This is a genomic window from Bifidobacterium sp. (genome assembly GCF_022647885.1).
Classification (GTDB): domain Bacteria; phylum Actinomycetota; class Actinomycetes; order Actinomycetales; family Bifidobacteriaceae; genus Bombiscardovia.
In genome coordinates, this window is the sequence record NZ_JALCLM010000001.1 from 738,512 (window position 1) to 754,769 (window position 16,258).

At 54.3% G+C, this 16,258-nt stretch carries 36 protein-coding genes and 1 tRNA gene; 32 read left to right on the plus strand and 5 right to left on the minus strand.

Annotated elements, in window-relative coordinates; translation table 11 throughout:
* Positions 1-154: 154 nt before the first annotated feature.
* A tRNA-Gly gene (locus LKI20_RS02985) sits at positions 155-228 on the plus strand.
* Between the two features lie 172 nt (positions 229-400).
* The gene (locus tag LKI20_RS02990) at positions 401-1,636 is read left to right on the plus strand and encodes a tyrosine-type recombinase/integrase (protein ID WP_291769676.1); all 1,236 of its coding nucleotides are present in this window, start codon (positions 401-403) and stop codon (positions 1,634-1,636) included.
* A 30-nt stretch (positions 1,637-1,666) separates the two neighbouring features.
* Here LKI20_RS02990 and LKI20_RS02995 read toward each other — a convergent pair whose 3' ends face one another.
* From LKI20_RS02995 to LKI20_RS03010, 4 genes are all read right to left on the minus strand, one after another.
* Complete coding sequence (locus tag LKI20_RS02995) at positions 1,667-1,867, minus strand: hypothetical protein (protein ID WP_291769679.1); 201 nt, start codon at positions 1,865-1,867, stop codon at positions 1,667-1,669.
* Between the two features lie 26 nt (positions 1,868-1,893).
* Entirely contained in the window at positions 1,894-2,355 is a 462-nt protein-coding gene (locus LKI20_RS03000; protein ID WP_291769682.1) for a hypothetical protein, read from the minus strand.
* 276 nt (positions 2,356-2,631) lie between these two features.
* Positions 2,632-3,060 carry an ImmA/IrrE family metallo-endopeptidase gene (locus tag LKI20_RS03005; RefSeq protein WP_291769685.1) on the minus strand — a complete coding sequence of 143 codons (429 nt, stop codon included), beginning with the start codon at positions 3,058-3,060 and terminating at the stop codon, positions 2,632-2,634.
* Positions 3,047-3,466 carry a helix-turn-helix domain-containing protein gene (locus LKI20_RS03010; protein WP_291769687.1) on the minus strand — a complete coding sequence of 140 codons (420 nt, stop codon included), beginning with the start codon at positions 3,464-3,466 and terminating at the stop codon, positions 3,047-3,049. The genes LKI20_RS03005 and LKI20_RS03010 overlap by 14 nt, the downstream gene beginning before the upstream one ends.
* A 73-nt stretch (positions 3,467-3,539) precedes the next feature.
* Here LKI20_RS03010 and LKI20_RS03015 point away from each other — a divergent pair, with 73 nt between their 5' ends.
* The 28 genes from LKI20_RS03015 (at position 3,540) to LKI20_RS03150 (ending at position 14,909) form a co-directional block, all read left to right on the plus strand.
* Entirely contained in the window at positions 3,540-3,806 is a 267-nt protein-coding gene (locus tag LKI20_RS03015) for a helix-turn-helix domain-containing protein (protein ID WP_291769689.1), read from the plus strand.
* Entirely contained in the window at positions 3,803-4,135 is a 333-nt protein-coding gene (locus LKI20_RS03020; RefSeq protein ID WP_291769692.1) for a hypothetical protein, read from the plus strand. Before LKI20_RS03015 ends, LKI20_RS03020 begins: the two co-directional genes overlap by 4 nt.
* Complete coding sequence (locus LKI20_RS03025; RefSeq protein ID WP_291769694.1) at positions 4,132-4,353, plus strand: hypothetical protein; 222 nt, start codon at positions 4,132-4,134, stop codon at positions 4,351-4,353. The genes LKI20_RS03020 and LKI20_RS03025 overlap by 4 nt, the downstream gene beginning before the upstream one ends.
* Positions 4,350-4,562, plus strand: a complete 213-nt coding sequence (locus LKI20_RS03030; protein ID WP_291769696.1) for a hypothetical protein — start codon at positions 4,350-4,352, stop codon at positions 4,560-4,562. The genes LKI20_RS03025 and LKI20_RS03030 overlap by 4 nt, the downstream gene beginning before the upstream one ends.
* On the plus strand, positions 4,559-5,149 hold the full coding sequence (locus LKI20_RS03035; protein ID WP_291769699.1) for a hypothetical protein: 591 nt from the start codon (positions 4,559-4,561) through the stop codon (positions 5,147-5,149). The genes LKI20_RS03030 and LKI20_RS03035 overlap by 4 nt, the downstream gene beginning before the upstream one ends.
* A gap of 166 nt (positions 5,150-5,315) precedes the next feature.
* On the plus strand, positions 5,316-6,086 hold the full coding sequence (locus LKI20_RS03040) for a phage antirepressor N-terminal domain-containing protein (protein WP_291769702.1): 771 nt from the start codon (positions 5,316-5,318) through the stop codon (positions 6,084-6,086).
* A 2-nt stretch (positions 6,087-6,088) separates the two neighbouring features.
* The gene (locus LKI20_RS03045) at positions 6,089-6,313 is read left to right on the plus strand and encodes a hypothetical protein (RefSeq protein ID WP_291769705.1); all 225 of its coding nucleotides are present in this window, start codon (positions 6,089-6,091) and stop codon (positions 6,311-6,313) included.
* A 74-nt stretch (positions 6,314-6,387) separates the two neighbouring features.
* On the plus strand, positions 6,388-6,573 hold the full coding sequence (locus LKI20_RS03050) for a hypothetical protein (RefSeq protein ID WP_291769708.1): 186 nt from the start codon (positions 6,388-6,390) through the stop codon (positions 6,571-6,573).
* On the plus strand, positions 6,570-7,103 hold the full coding sequence (locus tag LKI20_RS03055; RefSeq protein ID WP_291769710.1) for a hypothetical protein: 534 nt from the start codon (positions 6,570-6,572) through the stop codon (positions 7,101-7,103). The genes LKI20_RS03050 and LKI20_RS03055 overlap by 4 nt, the downstream gene beginning before the upstream one ends.
* On the plus strand, positions 7,088-7,876 hold the full coding sequence (locus tag LKI20_RS03060; protein ID WP_291769713.1) for a hypothetical protein: 789 nt from the start codon (positions 7,088-7,090) through the stop codon (positions 7,874-7,876). The genes LKI20_RS03055 and LKI20_RS03060 overlap by 16 nt, the downstream gene beginning before the upstream one ends.
* On the plus strand, positions 7,869-8,066 hold the full coding sequence (locus LKI20_RS03065; protein ID WP_291769716.1) for a hypothetical protein: 198 nt from the start codon (positions 7,869-7,871) through the stop codon (positions 8,064-8,066). The genes LKI20_RS03060 and LKI20_RS03065 overlap by 8 nt, the downstream gene beginning before the upstream one ends.
* Entirely contained in the window at positions 8,063-8,251 is a 189-nt protein-coding gene (locus LKI20_RS03070) for a hypothetical protein (RefSeq protein WP_291769718.1), read from the plus strand. The genes LKI20_RS03065 and LKI20_RS03070 overlap by 4 nt, the downstream gene beginning before the upstream one ends.
* On the plus strand, positions 8,244-8,696 hold the full coding sequence (locus LKI20_RS03075) for a single-stranded DNA-binding protein (RefSeq protein ID WP_291769721.1): 453 nt from the start codon (positions 8,244-8,246) through the stop codon (positions 8,694-8,696). The genes LKI20_RS03070 and LKI20_RS03075 overlap by 8 nt, the downstream gene beginning before the upstream one ends.
* Positions 8,677-8,829, plus strand: a complete 153-nt coding sequence (locus tag LKI20_RS03080) for a hypothetical protein (RefSeq protein WP_291769724.1) — start codon at positions 8,677-8,679, stop codon at positions 8,827-8,829. Before LKI20_RS03075 ends, LKI20_RS03080 begins: the two co-directional genes overlap by 20 nt.
* The gene (locus LKI20_RS03085; RefSeq protein ID WP_291769727.1) at positions 8,826-9,329 is read left to right on the plus strand and encodes a hypothetical protein; all 504 of its coding nucleotides are present in this window, start codon (positions 8,826-8,828) and stop codon (positions 9,327-9,329) included. Before LKI20_RS03080 ends, LKI20_RS03085 begins: the two co-directional genes overlap by 4 nt.
* Positions 9,326-9,679, plus strand: a complete 354-nt coding sequence (locus LKI20_RS03090) for a hypothetical protein (protein ID WP_291769730.1) — start codon at positions 9,326-9,328, stop codon at positions 9,677-9,679. The genes LKI20_RS03085 and LKI20_RS03090 overlap by 4 nt, the downstream gene beginning before the upstream one ends.
* Positions 9,676-9,999 carry a hypothetical protein gene (locus LKI20_RS03095; protein WP_291769733.1) on the plus strand — a complete coding sequence of 108 codons (324 nt, stop codon included), beginning with the start codon at positions 9,676-9,678 and terminating at the stop codon, positions 9,997-9,999. Before LKI20_RS03090 ends, LKI20_RS03095 begins: the two co-directional genes overlap by 4 nt.
* Positions 9,992-10,363: a hypothetical protein gene (locus LKI20_RS03100; RefSeq protein WP_291769736.1), complete on the plus strand. Its 372-nt coding sequence runs from the start codon at positions 9,992-9,994 to the stop codon at positions 10,361-10,363. Before LKI20_RS03095 ends, LKI20_RS03100 begins: the two co-directional genes overlap by 8 nt.
* Positions 10,356-10,709 carry a hypothetical protein gene (locus LKI20_RS03105; RefSeq protein WP_291769739.1) on the plus strand — a complete coding sequence of 118 codons (354 nt, stop codon included), beginning with the start codon at positions 10,356-10,358 and terminating at the stop codon, positions 10,707-10,709. Before LKI20_RS03100 ends, LKI20_RS03105 begins: the two co-directional genes overlap by 8 nt.
* Complete coding sequence (locus LKI20_RS03110) at positions 10,702-11,205, plus strand: hypothetical protein (protein ID WP_291769742.1); 504 nt, start codon at positions 10,702-10,704, stop codon at positions 11,203-11,205. Before LKI20_RS03105 ends, LKI20_RS03110 begins: the two co-directional genes overlap by 8 nt.
* Positions 11,198-11,437 (plus strand): hypothetical protein, encoded by a 240-nt coding sequence (locus LKI20_RS03115; RefSeq protein ID WP_291769744.1) that lies wholly within the window; start codon positions 11,198-11,200, stop codon positions 11,435-11,437. The genes LKI20_RS03110 and LKI20_RS03115 overlap by 8 nt, the downstream gene beginning before the upstream one ends.
* On the plus strand, positions 11,412-11,741 hold the full coding sequence (locus LKI20_RS03120; RefSeq protein WP_291769747.1) for a hypothetical protein: 330 nt from the start codon (positions 11,412-11,414) through the stop codon (positions 11,739-11,741). Before LKI20_RS03115 ends, LKI20_RS03120 begins: the two co-directional genes overlap by 26 nt.
* 150 nt (positions 11,742-11,891) lie before the next feature.
* Positions 11,892-12,827 (plus strand): hypothetical protein, encoded by a 936-nt coding sequence (locus LKI20_RS03125; protein ID WP_291769749.1) that lies wholly within the window; start codon positions 11,892-11,894, stop codon positions 12,825-12,827.
* Between the two features lie 13 nt (positions 12,828-12,840).
* Positions 12,841-13,305, plus strand: coding sequence for a hypothetical protein (locus LKI20_RS03130; protein WP_291769752.1), 465 nt, complete (start codon positions 12,841-12,843; stop codon positions 13,303-13,305).
* A complete protein-coding gene (locus LKI20_RS03135; protein ID WP_291769755.1) occupies positions 13,302-13,628 on the plus strand; it encodes a hypothetical protein in 327 nt (108 codons plus the stop codon). The genes LKI20_RS03130 and LKI20_RS03135 overlap by 4 nt, the downstream gene beginning before the upstream one ends.
* On the plus strand, positions 13,618-13,764 hold the full coding sequence (locus LKI20_RS03140) for a hypothetical protein (protein WP_291769758.1): 147 nt from the start codon (positions 13,618-13,620) through the stop codon (positions 13,762-13,764). The genes LKI20_RS03135 and LKI20_RS03140 overlap by 11 nt, the downstream gene beginning before the upstream one ends.
* Positions 13,758-14,510: a hypothetical protein gene (locus LKI20_RS03145; protein ID WP_291769760.1), complete on the plus strand. Its 753-nt coding sequence runs from the start codon at positions 13,758-13,760 to the stop codon at positions 14,508-14,510. The genes LKI20_RS03140 and LKI20_RS03145 overlap by 7 nt, the downstream gene beginning before the upstream one ends.
* Before the next feature lie 123 nt (positions 14,511-14,633).
* Positions 14,634-14,909 carry a hypothetical protein gene (locus LKI20_RS03150; protein WP_291769763.1) on the plus strand — a complete coding sequence of 92 codons (276 nt, stop codon included), beginning with the start codon at positions 14,634-14,636 and terminating at the stop codon, positions 14,907-14,909.
* 72 nt (positions 14,910-14,981) lie between these two features.
* On the opposite strand, the gene LKI20_RS03155 is transcribed toward LKI20_RS03150, so the two are convergent.
* Positions 14,982-15,152 (minus strand): hypothetical protein, encoded by a 171-nt coding sequence (locus LKI20_RS03155; RefSeq protein ID WP_291769766.1) that lies wholly within the window; start codon positions 15,150-15,152, stop codon positions 14,982-14,984.
* A gap of 231 nt (positions 15,153-15,383) precedes the next feature.
* Between LKI20_RS03155 and LKI20_RS03160 the strand changes: the two genes are divergently transcribed.
* Together LKI20_RS03160 and LKI20_RS03165 are read left to right on the plus strand one after the other, a co-directional pair.
* Positions 15,384-15,611: a hypothetical protein gene (locus LKI20_RS03160; protein WP_291769769.1), complete on the plus strand. Its 228-nt coding sequence runs from the start codon at positions 15,384-15,386 to the stop codon at positions 15,609-15,611.
* Positions 15,612-15,716: 105 nt separating this feature from the next.
* Positions 15,717-16,142, plus strand: a complete 426-nt coding sequence (locus LKI20_RS03165; protein WP_291769772.1) for a hypothetical protein — start codon at positions 15,717-15,719, stop codon at positions 16,140-16,142.
* Positions 16,143-16,258 lie beyond the last annotated feature (116 nt).

The window sequence follows — 16,258 nt, forward strand, 5'->3', positions numbered from 1 at the left end:
GATACCGCTTATGTGTCAGAGTTATTGCGCAAGGGGTGATGTGCGGAGTAACTGCGCGGAGTGTATGACTGCTGTATACAGAAAACGGCACGGAGTCTGCGCTTGGTCGCTGCGTTGTGTATAATGACTCAGGTTGTTTAGAAACAACACGCTTGCGGGCGTAGCTCAATGGTAGAGCCTCAGTCTTCCAAACTGATTACGCGGGTTCGATTCCCGTCGCCCGCTCCACTGACGGAGTTCAGAAACGGCGGAATTTCAACGATGAACCGCTATAATCCATATAGAACAATCAGGGTGACTAAACGCCAAAAACGCGCCTTTTGCGTCACATTGCGCCACATTCGGCTCCCATAGTCCCCACTATAGTCCCCACTAAAATGGTAGGGCACGGAGGCAGATCATGGTCAGGAAAAAAGACCGAAGACGAACTAAAGGATCAGGAAGCGTCACCACCGACACACGCGGATACACCATTTACCAACTCGAACTACCACCAGACCCAGCAACAGGAAAACGACGACATAAACGCTTCACCAGTAAAACAGCCGCCGTGGCGAAGGCAAAATATGAGAAGGAACGAGACCGGCTCATAGCCACAGGTGTGTTGCCCTCCGTGAAAACACCGAAACTGGCGGATTGGCTGGATCGGTGGCTCGAGGAATTCAAACGCCCCAACGTCAAGCCTAGAGTTTGGGAGTCGTACCGTTCGGACTGCCGGAACATCATGAACAGTATTGGGGCCGTCCGCATTGGTGATCTCACTGCGGCGCATGTGCGCAAACTGGAGAAGGACATCACCTCGACCCGCAGCAGCAAGACCGCGCTCAATGCGTATCGTCGTCTGAGCAACGCTCTTGATGACGCCATTGGTGAGGGACTCTTGGAATCGAATGTGTGCGACCATTGCGACCCGCCCAGGGTCGAGGCGAACCCGACTGTGATACTTGATGCCGGGCAGCCGGTGAAGCTCATACAGGCCGCTTCAAGTGGTTCTGGTGAGGTGAAACGCAGGCGCGGGCAGAACAAGTGGCCGGACAGTGCCGAGGATGACGCGATGTGGGGCCTCATGTGGCGGCTCGCTTTCGAGACCGGCATGAGACAGGGGGAGCGGTTCGCCCTGACCTCGGCCGACCTGGTGCAGGTCGATGGCACGCCAGCGATCCACGTGTGCCACGAGCTGCAGCGCTATGCGAAGGGCGCGGTCATACCCTCATGGCTCAAGGCGGAACCGGTCGCCGGGGGAATATGGATGGTGCCGCCGAAATCGAAGAAGGGCGAGCGCATCGTGCCCGTCAGCAAAGCCCTCTGGGATGACCTCTCCGCGTGGGCTTCCGACCGTGACCTTAAGAAGGGCGATCTGATCTTCACGCGCAAGGGACAACCATTAACCAACACGGTCGAACGACGCCGCTGGTACCGGGCGTTGGAATCAGCGGGATTGCCGCAGGTGACGATACGCAGCGCACGGCATTATTTCGCCACACAGCTCGCCATAGCCGGAGCGTCCGAGGATGCGCGCAAAAGCATCATGGGCCATGTTGACATAGCGACCACCGCCAACTACACCCATTGGAACACCAAGGCGCTGGCCGACATCACCGGTAAAACCGCGCTGACCGTCGAGCCCACTAAATAAAGAAAGCCCCGCGGAATCGGGGCTGGGTGTTTACTTGAATAGGTCCCAGAAGCTGAAGCTGGTTTTCCTGTAGACCTTGTTGTATGCGGCTTTGCGCGGGTTCTTCACCCATCCCGCGCCTTTCCTCCCGTATCCCGGGATGATGGCCTTCTTCGCCTGGCGTTTCCACTTCGACGTGGTCATGGCTTTTAACGATCGTTTCAGACTCGGCGTCCGCATACCAAACTTCATGATTCCTCGATCCTCGATGGTTCTGGTTATTGGATGATTTCCTTGGCGTTTTCGATGACTTCGGCATTCTCCTCGTCGTCGCCGAGTAGGAGCACGTAGCCCGCGTTCTCACCAAGGGATGGCGGTTTCAACTGGATGAGGAGATTCTTCTTTGCTAGGAATGTCCATGCCCTGCTTATACGGTTCTTCGCGGTTGCCTTACGTTTCTTTATCAAGGCTGCTTCTTCAGAATCAGTGGTGTTTTTGTTTACCGATGCATATAAGAGTCCGAGACCTTCGGCTATTGTCTTCCAGCCTTGGTCGTAGTATCTGGCAGGTATCGAAGGGTTTTGATTCTCGTCTTTGGGATAGTCATATGTTTTTGCTGCCATGTAGAGCAGCACGAGCGTGGCGAAGCTGTCGATGCCGAAGACATCATCCTTGCGCAGCTTGAGCGTGCCACCATCGCCTGCTTTCTTTATGGCTATCGTTGTGTTTCTGAATCCCACGAAGTCCACACTTCCCCCTCACATGGCGTATAATCGCTAGTGAGGTATTATCCTCGAATTCCCCGTGTTTTCTTTGCCGAGAAGCGGGGACTTCTCATAACGTGACACTTAATATAGTATCAGTGTAACACTAAATAGTGTGGCGTGGAAACAGTTTATATTATGACCATTAGACTACTTATTAAGTGGCGCATGTATACATAACTAATACATAACGTTATACATAACTATGACAGCATCGTTTTCTCACGAAAACGACGGCGCACACAAAAATGCTCAAGCATATTGCCGGCGGTCAAGGACAAGATCCTTGTAGTCTTTGAGCACCTGCATGGTTACGTTCATGTCGTTGGCGATCAATGCTGCGTCACCTTCGTATTCGGGGTCCACGCATTCGAATCTTTTGGTTGGCACCAGGAGTTCGGCGGTGAGCCGTCGCGTCCGTTTCTCTGCTTTCGCGTGCAACACTGGGTCGCAGGAGTTGTCGAAGTACGACCAGTGGAATAGTTCGTGCACCAGTGTGCATCGTTTCTGCGTGTAATCGAGTGAACGGTCGATGATGATCATTCTGAGGTTCTCGTCGTAGATGCCCTTGACGCCAGCGGGAAGCAGCTCGCTGCTGATGGCGACATCCAACGCTTCCGCGTAGCGTCGCATGTCGCCATAGGTCATTGAGCAGTCGATGTGAAAATCACGCTCCGGCATCTGGGTAGTAATCCCTCTCCGCTTCCTTGTCTGGATCGTAGTTCGCCGCGAGGCTCATGTCGCCTCTGCGTACCTTCTCCATTATCAGGCGCTTCTTCTCTTCTTCGCTCAGAGCATCGGGGTTCACGGTGATCGGAGGCCAGGGACCGAGCTCATCATGAAGGCGTTTGTTCGCGGAGTTTGTGACATCAGATATATCGGCACCGATGTAATCGCATATCTTTCTTGCGACTGCTACGTCTATGGGAGGCTTCGCGTTCAGCCATTTTGACATCGTGGAGCGAGCGTGCCCGAGCTCGTCCGCCACTTGTCCTTGCGAATACCCATGAGAGGCGATGGTGCCTTTTAATTCTGCTCCGAAGAGTTGAGCAAACCGCTCTGATCGTTTCTGTATGTTATTAGCCATAACGCCATCATACTACAGATATAAACAACATTGTTAGCAAAACCCATAACTTTTCAAGTTGACAAATAGCGTTATGACCAATACTGTTATGAATATGACCAACACAGATATTGACCATGAGATCGCTCAGGCGGTCAACTCTGCTATCGACCAATCAGGAATTAAGAAAAAGTTTCTGTGCGAAAAAACCGGGATGCCGTATTCAACATTGAACTCGAAGCTCAGAGCTTACAGCTCATTCACTGTTGCTGAGATCTATGCAATAGCGGACGCAATGAAAATATCACCCAACCCTTTGTTGGCACCCCAACCCGTTTCGTCTCAGGAGCTGACGGCATGAGCAGACAGAAGAAAACCCCCACGGTGCGAGCGCAGGGGAAAGATGGGGAATCGTCAGTCTTCTGTGAGGTGTTCAAAACTAATCGGAGCACCTGTGGTCCATATTCCGTCGATTTGGGTGTCGTGCAGAACAGAGCCGAACACGACTACTTCTCCGTCCCTCGCGGCCGTCACGATGCTGTCCTTGATGTTCTCGGTATCAGCGTCGCTAAGCGGCCCGAATTCTTGTCCGTTGAAGTGAATTTTCCACGCCATTTTCTTACCTCCCTTCTTTGGTTGGGTGCTCTCATTGTCGCACTGATGAAAACCAGCAAGGGGCAGGAATCATGAGGAACATTAATCGTCATGTTTTGAAGTATGTGCTGTTGAGTGTGGCACTGTCGGTGCATGCGTTGTTGTGGGTGTTGGCGTTGATTTGGATGCTTTCTCAGACGGTGAGTGTGCATGTGCTGGTGAATATCGTGGCGTTTGCCTGGATAGTTGGTGCGCCAGTACTACTGATTTTGTTGCTCGTGGATCGCATCCTCAACAGTGAGGAGCAGTCATGAGTGGGGTTTCTTTTCAACTAATGGGGCTCGCCGTTATCGGCTTGGTTCTCGTTCAAGGGCAGCCGAGACTGATACGCGAATTGCGCGCAATTAAACAGATTCTTCAGCAATCACCAACCAAGGTGCACTCAATCCCATTTGAAATACATCCGAACAACCCGGACGAGTTGAGCAGAGTCCTCAAGGAACGAGAAAGAAGGGCGGTATGAACAGAGTGAACGGATCAGCAACAATAGTCGAACGTTTACACTTGCAACTCATCGCACTGAATGCCTGCCAACTGGAATTGCAACGTCAACGAGGGCAACTACTTGGTATTCAGTCGAGACTCCAAACTCTTGATTCGTTGGTCCTGATCGATGATGATTCTCGAGACATCACCGAGCTGTTTGACGCTCTGTCCACTGAGGTTGGTCTGTTGAGAAATGGTCTTGGTGATCTCGCCTCCGGCATCGGTGTGCATGCTGAGCGTTTTGGTGATCTCCTCGAGCACATTGGCTATCTCATAGATCGCATTCTCGCAGTCAGAGATCCTCGACTCAAGAGTATTCGTGGATGTCTCGTTATTTCCCGTTTCGGTTGTGCTGTTGCCAGCGACACTGTGAGAAGACGTCGACACCCCGGACGCCTCAAGTGGGGTTTCCGTCTGCTCGCTGCTGGTTTTCTTCTTGCCGAACAGTTCCTTTATCTTGATGATCACATCGAGACATGCTTTCAACGCTTTACCGTATTCGCCGATGTTTTTGGCAAGGTCTTCCGAAAATTCCAGTCCCTGGTTAAAAGACTGCGGGTCTAAAGCACTCATGATTCTTCTCCTAATTGTGAGGTCACGTACTGGTAATGCGCGGCTAGCAACCACTTTAGGAGGGGCCGTGCGGAACTCCTAACCCGCACGGTATCTACTTCCACAAATAAATAGAGCCCCGTTGCACCGGGGCTCATCACAGAAAGAAAAAATAACTATGAGTACTAACAGCATATCGCAGATTCCATTCAACGGGCAGGTGATCGAAGCGCAGAAAGACGGGGACACGGTTCTCGTCGCTTTGAAGCCTCTCTGCGAAAACCTCGGAGTCTCTTTCACTGGGCAGTTCGAGAGACTGCAACGACAACCTTGGGCAACTGTTCGTGTCACACGAACAGTTGGTGCAGACGGTAGGCAACGTGACATGACGATGATTGATCGTCGTACGTTCACGATGTGGCTGGCCACCATCGACACGAACCGTTTGAAGAACGAGGCCGCCAAGGATGTGGTGGTTTCCTATCAGCGTGAGGCTGCGGACGCTTTGGACAGGTATTTCAACACCGGTGTGGCCATAAACGAGCACCTGTTGAACGCCCAGCACTTGCGCCGCATGCAAAACATCGAACTGTTGAAAGCAGCCGAGGGTCTGATCCACCCTGATTTCCTGGAGGCGAAGGCACGCATCATCCTAGGCCGTGAAACAGGAGAGGTGCCGGAGATCGACCCATTGAAGCGCCCCTTGTACGTGCAGGACTTCCTACGCGAACGCGGGTTGAACAGTAGAGAGCTCAAGCACAGGTCCGGCATGTTCGGCAAACAGTTGAAAAAGCTCTACAAGACCCGTCGTGGCGTGGAGCCAGGCCGCGCCGATATCACCACGGGTTCAGGGCAGATTCGCAAAGTGTACGCATACACGGAGTTCGACCGCCCGCTGTTCGAACAAATCTGGGCAATCCTCAACAACAGCATCGGGAAGGCGGCGTGAGCATGGCTGAGAAGAACCCTGTCCCGTTGAAGGATCGTGAGTATTGGACTGCGTTGCAGGCCCATTACGTGTTGAACATCCCTTATAAGAACGTGTCGGCCGCGTATCGGACGCGCCAGTTTCCTATCAAATTTTTCGATACTCAGCTGGCGAAGGCTGCCGCTGAGGATGTGCGTGCCTGGGCTAGGCGTGCTCCTGAGAGTGCTGGGGGTGAGTGGATTGACTGATCACAGTTTGCCTCTTGATTTTGAGCGTTTGGATCCGCGCACGTTGCAGTTGATTCGCCGGTGGGAGGTGTCTCATGTCGTTGATCACGAGCAGTGAGGTGCGTATTCACAGGTTGCGGACGGTGAAACGGTTCGGATTGTTTGGTGCGGACTTGTATGACGCGGACGAGGTTGACGCGTTACTGGATGACCTGGTGATTCCCACGCTGCAAGCACATGAGAACGGGTTGATTGAAAACTTTGGAAGGACATTGAAATGAGTGAGAGCACGAGTGTGGCGGAGTTAATTGAGGCGGGTGAGATCACCCCCATCGAGGCTGCGCAACAGTTGGCGTTGGTGACGGCGATGCTGCACCAATTGAAGGATTCGGAGAGTGCGTTGCGTGGCTATCTGACCGACCACTTGGACCCGAAGGAGCATCTGACTACGGCGTTGGGCGTGGTGAGTTATAAGCGTGGCGGTGAAGCGAAATGGCGGGTGAAGGATCCGGTTGCGTTTGGCCAGTGGCTTGCACGTAATGGTGAGGAGTCGAGCGTGGAGGAGGTGTTGTATCCGGTGGAGTTCATTACGAAACCGGATGCGATCGAGAAACTGGTGCGCGATCATCTTGGCGAACAGCCCGATGGTGTGGAGCTGTCGGGCGGCAGGGCCGACTCGGTGGCCACATCGAAGGTCAAAGCGTGGAACGAGGTCATGAATGACCTGACCGCGCAACGTCAGGCGGGCGCACTGCTTGGTATCGACAGTGGCAGTAAGAAGAAGGAGGTGTCGGAATGGGACAGGATCTAGCCACGCAAAGCCAGTCTGGTTTGCAGTCGCAGATGCAGTGGGCAAAACTCGCCGAAGCGTCCGACATTATCCCCGACTCGTATCGGGGTAAGCCCGCGAACATTCTTGTGGCCGTAGGGTTTGGCGCGTCGATGGGATTATCACCGGCGGAGAGCCTGTACCGCATCTCAGTTATTAAGGGCAAACCGACGATGAGTGCGGAGCTGATCGCCTCGCAGGTGCGTCGTGCTGGCCACAAGCTACGCATCCAGAAGGATTCGGCCAGTCAGAGCGTCACCGCGACAGTGCTCCGTTCTGATGATCCTGATTATCCGATCAGCGTGACCCGTGACCTAGCGTGGGCGAAAAGCATGGGATTGGCGGGCAATCAGAACTATCAGAAGCAGCCCATGACGATGCTCACCTGGCGTGCCATTACCGCGGTGGCTCGTGAAGCATGCCCTGAAGCGCTCTACGGTGCCGGTTACACGCCCGACGAGTTGCAGGATATCCCTGACGACGTGCACGCTCACGTCGAACCGGACACGGAACCCGTGCAGAGTGCTCCCTTGGAGCCGTCCCCGTCGAAAGAGGACTGCAAGCATGTTGCCGAGCTCATGGAACAGGGCGGTGTCACCGACACAGAGTCGGCACGAGTAGCGTTCCACGCGTTGACCGGCAGGGACATCACCAGCACCAGCGAACTGACGATGGTGGAAGCCGAACAGTTGCTCTCAGCACCTGAACTAGTCGTCTCCCGCACTCAGCAGGCATTGGGGGCACGCCATGAGTGATACCACTATCAACACGGTCTGGTTCACGCTCATGTTCCTGCTGCTGATCGTTTCCAGCGCTATGGCGTTCCTGAGTTTCGTCTGGCTGGCATGCGCCGCTGCTTCCGGTGTGGGGCTCATGCCCTGGATCGTCTTGTTCCCACTGTCATTGATAGGTGTGTGGGTTGCTGCTAGGCAGGTGGAGCTATGACCGTGGATGTTCCTTTGCTGCATGGTGCGGTGCATGAATGTGAATTCTGTCATCACCCGGATGTCGGCCAGGATCGCTGTCCTCACGCGATGGGCGACAAATACCCGTGCAAAAACCGTAAGCCTCGCCCGGTCAAGGGCAATAACCCGTATGTGAATCGTAGAAAGAGAATGAACAATGCTTAATGGTATTCCAAGCCTGGTGATCGGCAATCTGGGGCGAGACCCCGAATTCCAGCAGGTCAATGGCAAGCAGATAGCACGTATCAGTATCGGTGTCACACCGAGAGTCAAGAAGCAGGGCCAGTGGCAGGATGCGCCGGTGCTGTGGTATCGGGTCACGGTGTGGGACACGTTCCAGGCGGAGCACGTGCTCAACAGCCTGCACAAAGGTGATCGGGTGGGTGCGTACGGTCTGGTCACGTCCGACGAGTACCAGGGCAAAACGAACCTGGACATGAGCGCGGACATCGTGTTCATCCCCCTGGACCGCAATGACGTGACCATCATCCCCAGACAGCAGACAGGCACCGGACAGCAACCGCAATACGGGTCACCACAAGCCCAGCCGCGCACTTCGCAGGCGCAATCCGACCCTTGGGGAGGCAATAATGGCGACCCTGAGTTTTAGCGCGTACGTGTATCCGGCTGAGACGCCTCCCGAGTCGAAGCATTGCCCGTACTGCGGGGACGATCTCAACGCTCAGCATCAGTGCATGAGTGGCGTGAATCATTATCTCGACGAGTACTGGGAGCAGGCATGAGCAGGAACAGGAAGAGCGCGAAGACGGCGGGCACGAGGTTCGAGACCGCGGTGCGTGACTATCTGGCTTGGGCGTTGCAGGATGAACGCATCATGCGTCCCAGACTCCACGGCAGCAAGGATATGGGCGATATTGCGAACGTGTGCTTCATGGGGAAGAAGGTCTGTATTGAGTGTAAGAACACTGCGGCGAAAGCCTACAAACAGCATCTGCGCGAGGCGGCGGTAGAGGCGGGGAATCTGGATGCCCCCTTCTACTTCGTGGTGCAGAAAGTGCCGGGCATCGGTATTAGGAGCATCGACACTTTAGGACAGCAGCTCGCCTACACGACACCAGAAGTGATCCATATGATGCGACGGGAAGCACCACAGGATCTCTTTCTGAACAACACGATGAATTTCGGACCGTTAGAACGATCGGGATTCATTTCACTCAGTCTCAAAAGCCTGGCACTCATCTTGAACCACGGCATCACACTAGGAACGGAACAAGAATCATGACACAGGAACATCTGCTTTCGACGCAGAACATTAATGACGCTTTCGTGCAAGGAAGGCTGGGGTTATATACGGAGATCCCTGTTGAGGCGATCGCGCGGAACGAAGAGAATTTTGACCGTTGGCTGGCTGCTCATGATGCTCAGATACGCGCGGAAGCACTCACGCTTACCGAGGATGAGCAGAAGCTTGTTGTTGATGCTTTGTATAGCGAATCTTATCGAGACAAAGTCTGTTCGGCTAACACAATTACTGATTATGCCCGCCGCCAGGCAGAATTTCGAAGAATTAATAACGAATTGAGCCTCGGATTATTCCCAATGATCGCAAAACATCGCAAGGAGCAGCAATGAGTATTACTGAACAGGAAGCAGAACGTCGCTGGCCACGTGACGAGGTGTACATAGACCTGTCGTATCCGCGTTTTGCTGTTCGTGGATATATGCAATCTGCGTTCATTGATGGTGCTGAATGGCAGGCCCAGCGTGAGCCTACTGAAGCGGAGATTGAGGCGGCGGCCGTAGCAATGTGCGAGGAAGACCGAAATCGCGGTGGACACATAGAGAGAATGCCGCATTGGGATGAAGCAAAAAACTCACTTCAGAAGAAGTATCGAGAATACGCTCGTATCGCTCTTGCTGCTGCACGTAAGGCGGTGAGCGTCGATGAGTGATATTGATCATGAATATACCGATGAGATTGTTTGCCCGTATTGCGGCAACGTGTTTGGTGAATCTTGGGAGTGCAGTCCGAATGACGAGAACGGCTGGACTGAATGCGATGAATGCGGCCGCGTCATTGAATTCACGCGGAACATCATCGTTTCATACTCCACCACCAAGCCGTCATCCACGCGGGCCGAAGTGTTTGGTATCCCCGAGGATTATCAATGCTCCATCTGTCATAGGACCGGTGATGTTCGTTTCGATTGCGAATACTGCGGTCATTTCGTATGTGCCGATTGCGAAGAGAAGAAGGCTGAATGCTGCAGTTGGTACAAGGAGGTCAAGGAACAGGAGGGAGAAGTCGATGAGTGATTTGAAGGCATTTGAGGTTGATAACGGTGAGGGAATCTACTACTGCGGCAGTTACAGGTCGGCTGGAGAAGCGAAAGCTGATGCCGCGGGCCTGTTCGGTATGGAATTCACTGATGTTCGGGTGCAGCGAGTTCCTTACCTTGATCCGTTCGATCTGGGCGGGTTTGAGGATGAATGTCCGAATGAGACTGTCCTTGCTTGGCTCCGTCATGGGCACGGTTGGTCCATCAGCTACGAAGAGTATCTCGATCCGGACGATCTCGCTACTGAGTCTGATTGGGAAGCGTTGTGCAACAAGCTTGGTGTGGGGTATCCCGATCGTTATAAGCCGGTGTCTCATGAGTAATAGACGAGAGACGACTGAGATGCTGTCTGCTTTGGTGGAGAAGCGGTTGCGTAGCAGTGGAATGTTCTGGGCTCCAGAGGTGAATTTTGACAAGGGTACCCCTAGGAATCGGAGGGTTGATTTCGTGGGGTTCAAGCCTTTCACGCCGAATTATGTGGTTGAACCGGCGAGTGTGGAGCTTGGGAGATTCGAGTTTTACGAGGTTAAGTCGTGCATGGCTGATTTCAAAAGCGGTAATGGTCTCACGTTCTATGGGGATTTGAATTATTTGGTGACCACCAGGGAATTCGCCGAAGAGCTTCATCAGAAGATAATGCTGCCTAGGGGAGTCAATGGGGTTTTGGTGCCAAACAAGCCACGGACTGCGCTTATTAGTGCATTTCTGGGAATGGGTGAGGACCAGTCGTATAGAAAGCGACAATCTTCGGAGATGCTTTGGCAGATTATGACCGCACGACACCACTACGACATAGGAGAAGGAGCCACCGATGAGTGAGCATGCTATTCAGCAGTGTTCCCTGCCTCGTGCTTCAAAGCTTGGCGGGCACGTGGCCCGCTGCCCTGACTGCGGCCAGTGGTGGCGTGAGAAATGGCACGGATCAGCCTGCATCGACTGCTGCTACAGCAGTTGGGAACATGTCGGCTGGCTCGCCCTTCATACGCGGTACAGGGCGCAATACAAGCATTGGAAAGGAGGCGGTGATGGTGGCATTGCAGCCGGTGCTTGATCCGGCGTCCGGTGGGCGCATGTTCTGGTTCGACAAACGTGATGACCGTGTGCTGTTCGGTGATGTGCGTGACGAGTCGTGGGAGTTGTGTGATGGGCGTCGCTTCGATGTGAAACCCGACCAGTTGATGGACTACCGGGAACTGCCGTTCCCTGATGCTTCGTTCCGCATGGTGGTGCTGGACCCGCCGCATTTGGAGAACGTGGGTGCCACCTCGTACATGGCTAAAAAATACGGGCGCTTGACAGGGAGACATGGCAGGACGATTTGCGGCGCATGTTCCTCGAATGCTTCCGGGTGCTGATGCCTTACGGGGTGCTGATCTTCAAGTGGAACGAGACGCAGATCCCGTTGAGTCGCATCCTGGCCTGCACTGATGCAGCTCCGTTGTTCGGCAACAAGCAACCCAAGCAGACCGGGACACATTGGATCGTATGGATGAAAGGAGGTGGTGGTGATGACTCGACAGTACGCGAAGGTGGCGGTTCAGATTTGGGGGGACAGTGATTTCATTGGTCTTTCGGAGCAGGCTCAGGCGTTATATTTCAAGTTGCTCACGCATCCCACGTTGAGTCTGTGTGGGGTGGCTGACTGGCGTCCCAAGCGTCTGGCTGCTCTGTCCAAGGGGCAGTCGGCACGTCGGGTAACGGAGGCAAGCAGGGAGCTTGAGGACGGCCTGTATATCGTGACGGACGAGGACACGGAGGAGGTGCTGATTCGTTCGTTCCTGCGTAACGATGAGACGTTGAAAAGCCCAAAGGTCGCGGTCGCGGTGGCGAACAATTACGCCGCCGTGGTGTCTCCCAAACTCCGTGGCGTCATCGTCCACGAGGTCAAGAGACTGCATGAGGACCGTCCCGATTGGAGTGGTTTCAGCAAGGTGGAGAACCTGTTTTCAGAGCCGGAAATAAACCCTATCGAACTGATTGAAAATAGGGTATCCGATAGGGTATCGGATACCGTATCGCCAGAGTATCCACATCCTTTAACCATTAACCATAACCTACAACCTACAACCATTAACCGTCGCGAAACGACAAAAACCGAGAGCGACATGTTCGACCAATGGTATGCGATCTATCCGAAGAAGAAGGATCCGAAGAACGCACGCAAAGCGTTCGTGAAGGCATTGAAGCAGACAACCTTCGAGGAACTGTGCGATGGAGCCCGACGATACCGCGACGATCCCAACCGCGAGGAACGCTACACGAAGTATCCGGCGTCATGGCTCAACGCAGGCGCATGGGGCAACGAACCGGAGTCGCCACGCTTCAACGGCTATGTCACGAAGGCGCAGAAGGCTCAGGCCGAATGGGACGAGGATCGGCGCATCCGTGCCGAACTTGAATCGGAGCAGAGGGGAGGTGGTCGTCTTGCTCTCACCGATTGATGCCTGGGATCTGATGACCGCCGTCAAGCACATCGACCATCGCAGCGCCACGAAGGACGACGCGATCCTGTTCGCCCAGATCATCAACGACGCATGCGACCCGACCCTCAAGGAGTGTCTGGCTGCGGTGGCGCGATGGTTCGGCACGCACCACGATTTCGGCATGATCCAACCAGGCGATATTGCCGACCTAGTGAAAGCCAACCGTCCCGCCGCGAAACTCACTAAGAACGAGATCGACACCGCGCTCATCGACGTGGGATTGGACGGTGACGCGTTATGGCTAGCAGCACAGCAAGTACCAAAACTCGTCAACCAAGGCATCTCGTTCCTGCAAGCCGTGGCGCAAGCCGCCGAACAGTCACGCGGACACATACTCGAACCACCAGAATGCAAACCCCGCAAACACATCGGCCACCACTTCGCAGGACGCATCGACCACATGAACCTACACGACGTTTTAGGAGAAACAACATGACTGAACGCTATATCAGCCCTCAGAGCGGCCCGGTAGACATCAAGACCGATAAGGATAGCCATTACCGTTCCCAAGACGCTCAGACCACGAAAGAAATGGTTTTAGGTACGTTCACGCCAACCGAGAGTGAAGTGAAAACCGCGTACCAGCGTGGCGAGGATGTTAGCTGGGGCATGAGCGAACTCCGCTGGCAACGATTCATTAACCAAGTGAAAGCCGCAGCGTGGGAGGAAGGCAGTGACGCTGGATACGCGTTCGCTATACGTCACCCAGACCAAATACCAGTCAACCCCTACGAAAGCGAGAAAACAGATGAGTCGTGAGAAACAGTACGAGCACGCGATCCAACTCATCCGCGAAGGAGCCGACGATGAACGGATTCGCCGCGAATTCGGCTACAACCAGAACGTCATCAACGGATTGAGGCAATCACTCGCAGACAAGGGGCCAACATGGTAAGCGTTATCGTCGGCTGCCAAGTATGCGGCGCGGAAACCAGCGGAGGCAGGGTGTGCGGCAATTGCACGAGCGAGCTGGCGCACACTTTGCGTCACCTGGCCGCGCGCCTGCCCGACCTGCGTATTGTCGCCGCGAAGAAAGCTACCGTCATGGCGCGTGAACAAGGCCACGGGGCACGCACAGTCGCCCCGATCCCCTTGAACGCGGGAGCATGGCAGTTGCAGCAAAGCATCGAAAAATACGCCGTCACCCTCGCCGGCGTGCTCACGCTCCCATACCGGAAACTCCCCGCCGAAAGCCTGTTGAAAGGCGCAGCATCACGCACGCCAGCATTGATGCAACGCAGGGACGCGGCCAGCATCCACACCCTCGCCACCATCGCCAGCAGACGCCTCGACCGACAATTGGAGCCACCACAAAGCCGCATCCTCATCGGACAATGCCCCTACTGTGGAGACGACGTATGGAGCAGCGAAGACGACCTAGCCGTAGGCTGGCAACCATGCAACTGCGGACAAACCATCAACATCCCATCAGTCCAAGAACAACGAATATTCAAGTTAGCCATATCCGACGCACAAGGCACTGCAGCAGCACTCAGCAAACTGTTGAAAAACTGCGGAATCACAGTACGCAGGCAGACCATCAGCGAATGGAAACGACGCGGCATCATCAACAGCGTCAGCACTCAAGACGGTAAACCGGTATTCCTGCTCTGGGACGTGTGGGCGGCGGTCACCCGCTAACTGTGGACGTTATTTGCATTCACAAACTGTGGACGTAAAGTTATCTAGATTGATTATTTTCATATGTGGGGCTCGGGAACACCGGGCCCTCCGCGTTACGAGTGCTATCAAAGGTCGTGAAACATGATTGATGTCCAGATTCGCGTGCATGACATAGCAGTAGATGGCATCCCAGAAACCATCCACATCGATGACAACTCCTTGCACTTTTACCATGAAGGCGAATGGATACAAGGCACCCCAACCAACGAGCTAGATCACGTAGGGAACCCAATTTGGGAACATCACGTGACCTTCACAGCAACAGAAACCTATTCAGGAATCCGCTACTACACGTATCTACCTGCGCACTCAATCGATTCGCCAGTTAGGGATAATAGCGAACCTCACTACCGCTAAACACATTCTTGCCGTCAAATAGCGGGCGGCAACACGTAGGGATGCGGTGGTTCGCCATTGCAACCCATGGGCTCACGGATCTAGGTTCATGAGCATCCTCTGATCGAGACGGCAACTCCATGAACTTAAGAGAGCGGGTTCGACTCCCGCCAGAGGAACGATGGATGCAAGGTCAATGGATCCGAGTGCATCCCGTATAGGTTGATCGCTATGCGACTGCCCACCATTGGTGGGCACCACCATAATCCTCACCAGAGGTCAGGCAAGCTCAAATGGATTACTCCGAAAGCAGCGTCCAAGCCTCTGCCTACATATTCTTGTGGTTTCTGCGTGATAGGGACACGCACTGGGTTCCCGAATGGGAGCAGGCGAAAGCCGAGAATTCCCAAGTGCCCAAGTGGAAACCACACATACTTGCCTGGTGGCATTTACACCTTTCACCACCGGGCACCACACTTCACACGGAGGCACACGATGAGCGAAGAGGAAGCCGAAGCCTTCCGCGAGAAGATCCGCAAAGCCCTCGAACCCGTCCTGCCATACGGCACACCATTCGCCTTCGTATGCGACACCACACCACTCGAGGAAATCAACAGCGGCGGCAACGGACGCATCAGCTGGGTATCACCACCAGCCCAAGCACCATACGTCACCGTCGGACTATTCAGCATGGGTGCAGACTGCTTCACCATCGAAGAATAAACACTTGCCCTGCCTCGCCACAACATTCAGAGCCCAACAAGGCAGACGAGAGCAGGGCATTCACATTTCCGAACGAACGCATAACCGAAACGGGTGGTGGAAGACATGTTGACAAGAGGAAAGGCAACCGCCAAACTGCAATGGCCTTGGAATGTGCAGCGCGTCTCGTCTCCCTTGACCGTGAAGGTACAACGAGTGGAACTCTATGGTTCTGAACGCGAGTCATTCTTCAAAGCGGTGAGCAGTAGTTACGAACCTTCCCTCGACTTCGAGCGCGGCAACACGGTGTTCACCGATGGTGAGTACCTCTACGGGTATGTTGTCGCCCTTGACGGCGAAGGCCGACAAATCATAGACGATGCCACGAAAAGACTGGTGTCGTACTTCACGCAGGTGCGGATACCGTCTCTTTGCCGCAGTCGCTGCGAGGGGTCGGCACATGTCGAATACCTGCCTACATATCAGATCGAAGACACACATGAACCCCTCTACCCCAACCATGCAGGGAACATCCCCGCATGGCATAGGTGATACCCCATGCCTATGCGTAGATGTGCGTGGGTGAACTGCCCGCAGCTTGTTCCGTTTGGCACTCGATATTGCAAGCAACATACAGTTGCGCATGAGCGGAAGCGGGGCAGTGCCGC

What these genes read in the sequence shown, in the direction of transcription:
- LKI20_RS02990 (WP_291769676.1), top strand. Translation starts at nt 401, where the DNA reads ATGGTCAGGAAAAAAGACCGAAGACGAACTAAAGGATCAGGAAGCGTC.
- LKI20_RS02995 (WP_291769679.1), bottom strand. Translation starts at nt 1,867, where the DNA reads ATGAAGTTTGGTATGCGGACGCCGAGTCTGAAACGATCGTTAAAAGCC.
- LKI20_RS03005 (WP_291769685.1), bottom strand. Translation starts at nt 3,060, where the DNA reads ATGCCGGAGCGTGATTTTCACATCGACTGCTCAATGACCTATGGCGAC.
- LKI20_RS03010 (WP_291769687.1), bottom strand. Translation starts at nt 3,466, where the DNA reads ATGGCTAATAACATACAGAAACGATCAGAGCGGTTTGCTCAACTCTTC.
- LKI20_RS03015 (WP_291769689.1), top strand. Translation starts at nt 3,540, where the DNA reads ATGACCAATACTGTTATGAATATGACCAACACAGATATTGACCATGAG.
- LKI20_RS03020 (WP_291769692.1), top strand. Translation starts at nt 3,803, where the DNA reads ATGAGCAGACAGAAGAAAACCCCCACGGTGCGAGCGCAGGGGAAAGAT.
- LKI20_RS03025 (WP_291769694.1), top strand. Translation starts at nt 4,132, where the DNA reads ATGAGGAACATTAATCGTCATGTTTTGAAGTATGTGCTGTTGAGTGTG.
- LKI20_RS03030 (WP_291769696.1), top strand. Translation starts at nt 4,350, where the DNA reads ATGAGTGGGGTTTCTTTTCAACTAATGGGGCTCGCCGTTATCGGCTTG.
- LKI20_RS03035 (WP_291769699.1), top strand. Translation starts at nt 4,559, where the DNA reads ATGAACAGAGTGAACGGATCAGCAACAATAGTCGAACGTTTACACTTG.
- LKI20_RS03040 (WP_291769702.1), top strand. Translation starts at nt 5,316, where the DNA reads ATGAGTACTAACAGCATATCGCAGATTCCATTCAACGGGCAGGTGATC.
- LKI20_RS03045 (WP_291769705.1), top strand. Translation starts at nt 6,089, where the DNA reads ATGGCTGAGAAGAACCCTGTCCCGTTGAAGGATCGTGAGTATTGGACT.
- LKI20_RS03050 (WP_291769708.1), top strand. Translation starts at nt 6,388, where the DNA reads ATGTCGTTGATCACGAGCAGTGAGGTGCGTATTCACAGGTTGCGGACG.
- LKI20_RS03055 (WP_291769710.1), top strand. Translation starts at nt 6,570, where the DNA reads ATGAGTGAGAGCACGAGTGTGGCGGAGTTAATTGAGGCGGGTGAGATC.
- LKI20_RS03060 (WP_291769713.1), top strand. Translation starts at nt 7,088, where the DNA reads ATGGGACAGGATCTAGCCACGCAAAGCCAGTCTGGTTTGCAGTCGCAG.
- LKI20_RS03065 (WP_291769716.1), top strand. Translation starts at nt 7,869, where the DNA reads ATGAGTGATACCACTATCAACACGGTCTGGTTCACGCTCATGTTCCTG.
- LKI20_RS03070 (WP_291769718.1), top strand. Translation starts at nt 8,063, where the DNA reads ATGACCGTGGATGTTCCTTTGCTGCATGGTGCGGTGCATGAATGTGAA.
- LKI20_RS03075 (WP_291769721.1), top strand. Translation starts at nt 8,244, where the DNA reads ATGCTTAATGGTATTCCAAGCCTGGTGATCGGCAATCTGGGGCGAGAC.
- LKI20_RS03080 (WP_291769724.1), top strand. Translation starts at nt 8,677, where the DNA reads ATGGCGACCCTGAGTTTTAGCGCGTACGTGTATCCGGCTGAGACGCCT.
- LKI20_RS03085 (WP_291769727.1), top strand. Translation starts at nt 8,826, where the DNA reads ATGAGCAGGAACAGGAAGAGCGCGAAGACGGCGGGCACGAGGTTCGAG.
- LKI20_RS03090 (WP_291769730.1), top strand. Translation starts at nt 9,326, where the DNA reads ATGACACAGGAACATCTGCTTTCGACGCAGAACATTAATGACGCTTTC.
- LKI20_RS03095 (WP_291769733.1), top strand. Translation starts at nt 9,676, where the DNA reads ATGAGTATTACTGAACAGGAAGCAGAACGTCGCTGGCCACGTGACGAG.
- LKI20_RS03100 (WP_291769736.1), top strand. Translation starts at nt 9,992, where the DNA reads ATGAGTGATATTGATCATGAATATACCGATGAGATTGTTTGCCCGTAT.
- LKI20_RS03105 (WP_291769739.1), top strand. Translation starts at nt 10,356, where the DNA reads ATGAGTGATTTGAAGGCATTTGAGGTTGATAACGGTGAGGGAATCTAC.
- LKI20_RS03110 (WP_291769742.1), top strand. Translation starts at nt 10,702, where the DNA reads ATGAGTAATAGACGAGAGACGACTGAGATGCTGTCTGCTTTGGTGGAG.
- LKI20_RS03115 (WP_291769744.1), top strand. Translation starts at nt 11,198, where the DNA reads ATGAGTGAGCATGCTATTCAGCAGTGTTCCCTGCCTCGTGCTTCAAAG.
- LKI20_RS03120 (WP_291769747.1), top strand. Translation starts at nt 11,412, where the DNA reads ATGGTGGCATTGCAGCCGGTGCTTGATCCGGCGTCCGGTGGGCGCATG.
- LKI20_RS03130 (WP_291769752.1), top strand. Translation starts at nt 12,841, where the DNA reads ATGACCGCCGTCAAGCACATCGACCATCGCAGCGCCACGAAGGACGAC.
- LKI20_RS03135 (WP_291769755.1), top strand. Translation starts at nt 13,302, where the DNA reads ATGACTGAACGCTATATCAGCCCTCAGAGCGGCCCGGTAGACATCAAG.
- LKI20_RS03140 (WP_291769758.1), top strand. Translation starts at nt 13,618, where the DNA reads ATGAGTCGTGAGAAACAGTACGAGCACGCGATCCAACTCATCCGCGAA.
- LKI20_RS03145 (WP_291769760.1), top strand. Translation starts at nt 13,758, where the DNA reads ATGGTAAGCGTTATCGTCGGCTGCCAAGTATGCGGCGCGGAAACCAGC.
- LKI20_RS03150 (WP_291769763.1), top strand. Translation starts at nt 14,634, where the DNA reads ATGATTGATGTCCAGATTCGCGTGCATGACATAGCAGTAGATGGCATC.
- LKI20_RS03155 (WP_291769766.1), bottom strand. Translation starts at nt 15,152, where the DNA reads ATGGTGGTGCCCACCAATGGTGGGCAGTCGCATAGCGATCAACCTATA.
- LKI20_RS03160 (WP_291769769.1), top strand. Translation starts at nt 15,384, where the DNA reads ATGAGCGAAGAGGAAGCCGAAGCCTTCCGCGAGAAGATCCGCAAAGCC.
- LKI20_RS03165 (WP_291769772.1), top strand. Translation starts at nt 15,717, where the DNA reads ATGTTGACAAGAGGAAAGGCAACCGCCAAACTGCAATGGCCTTGGAAT.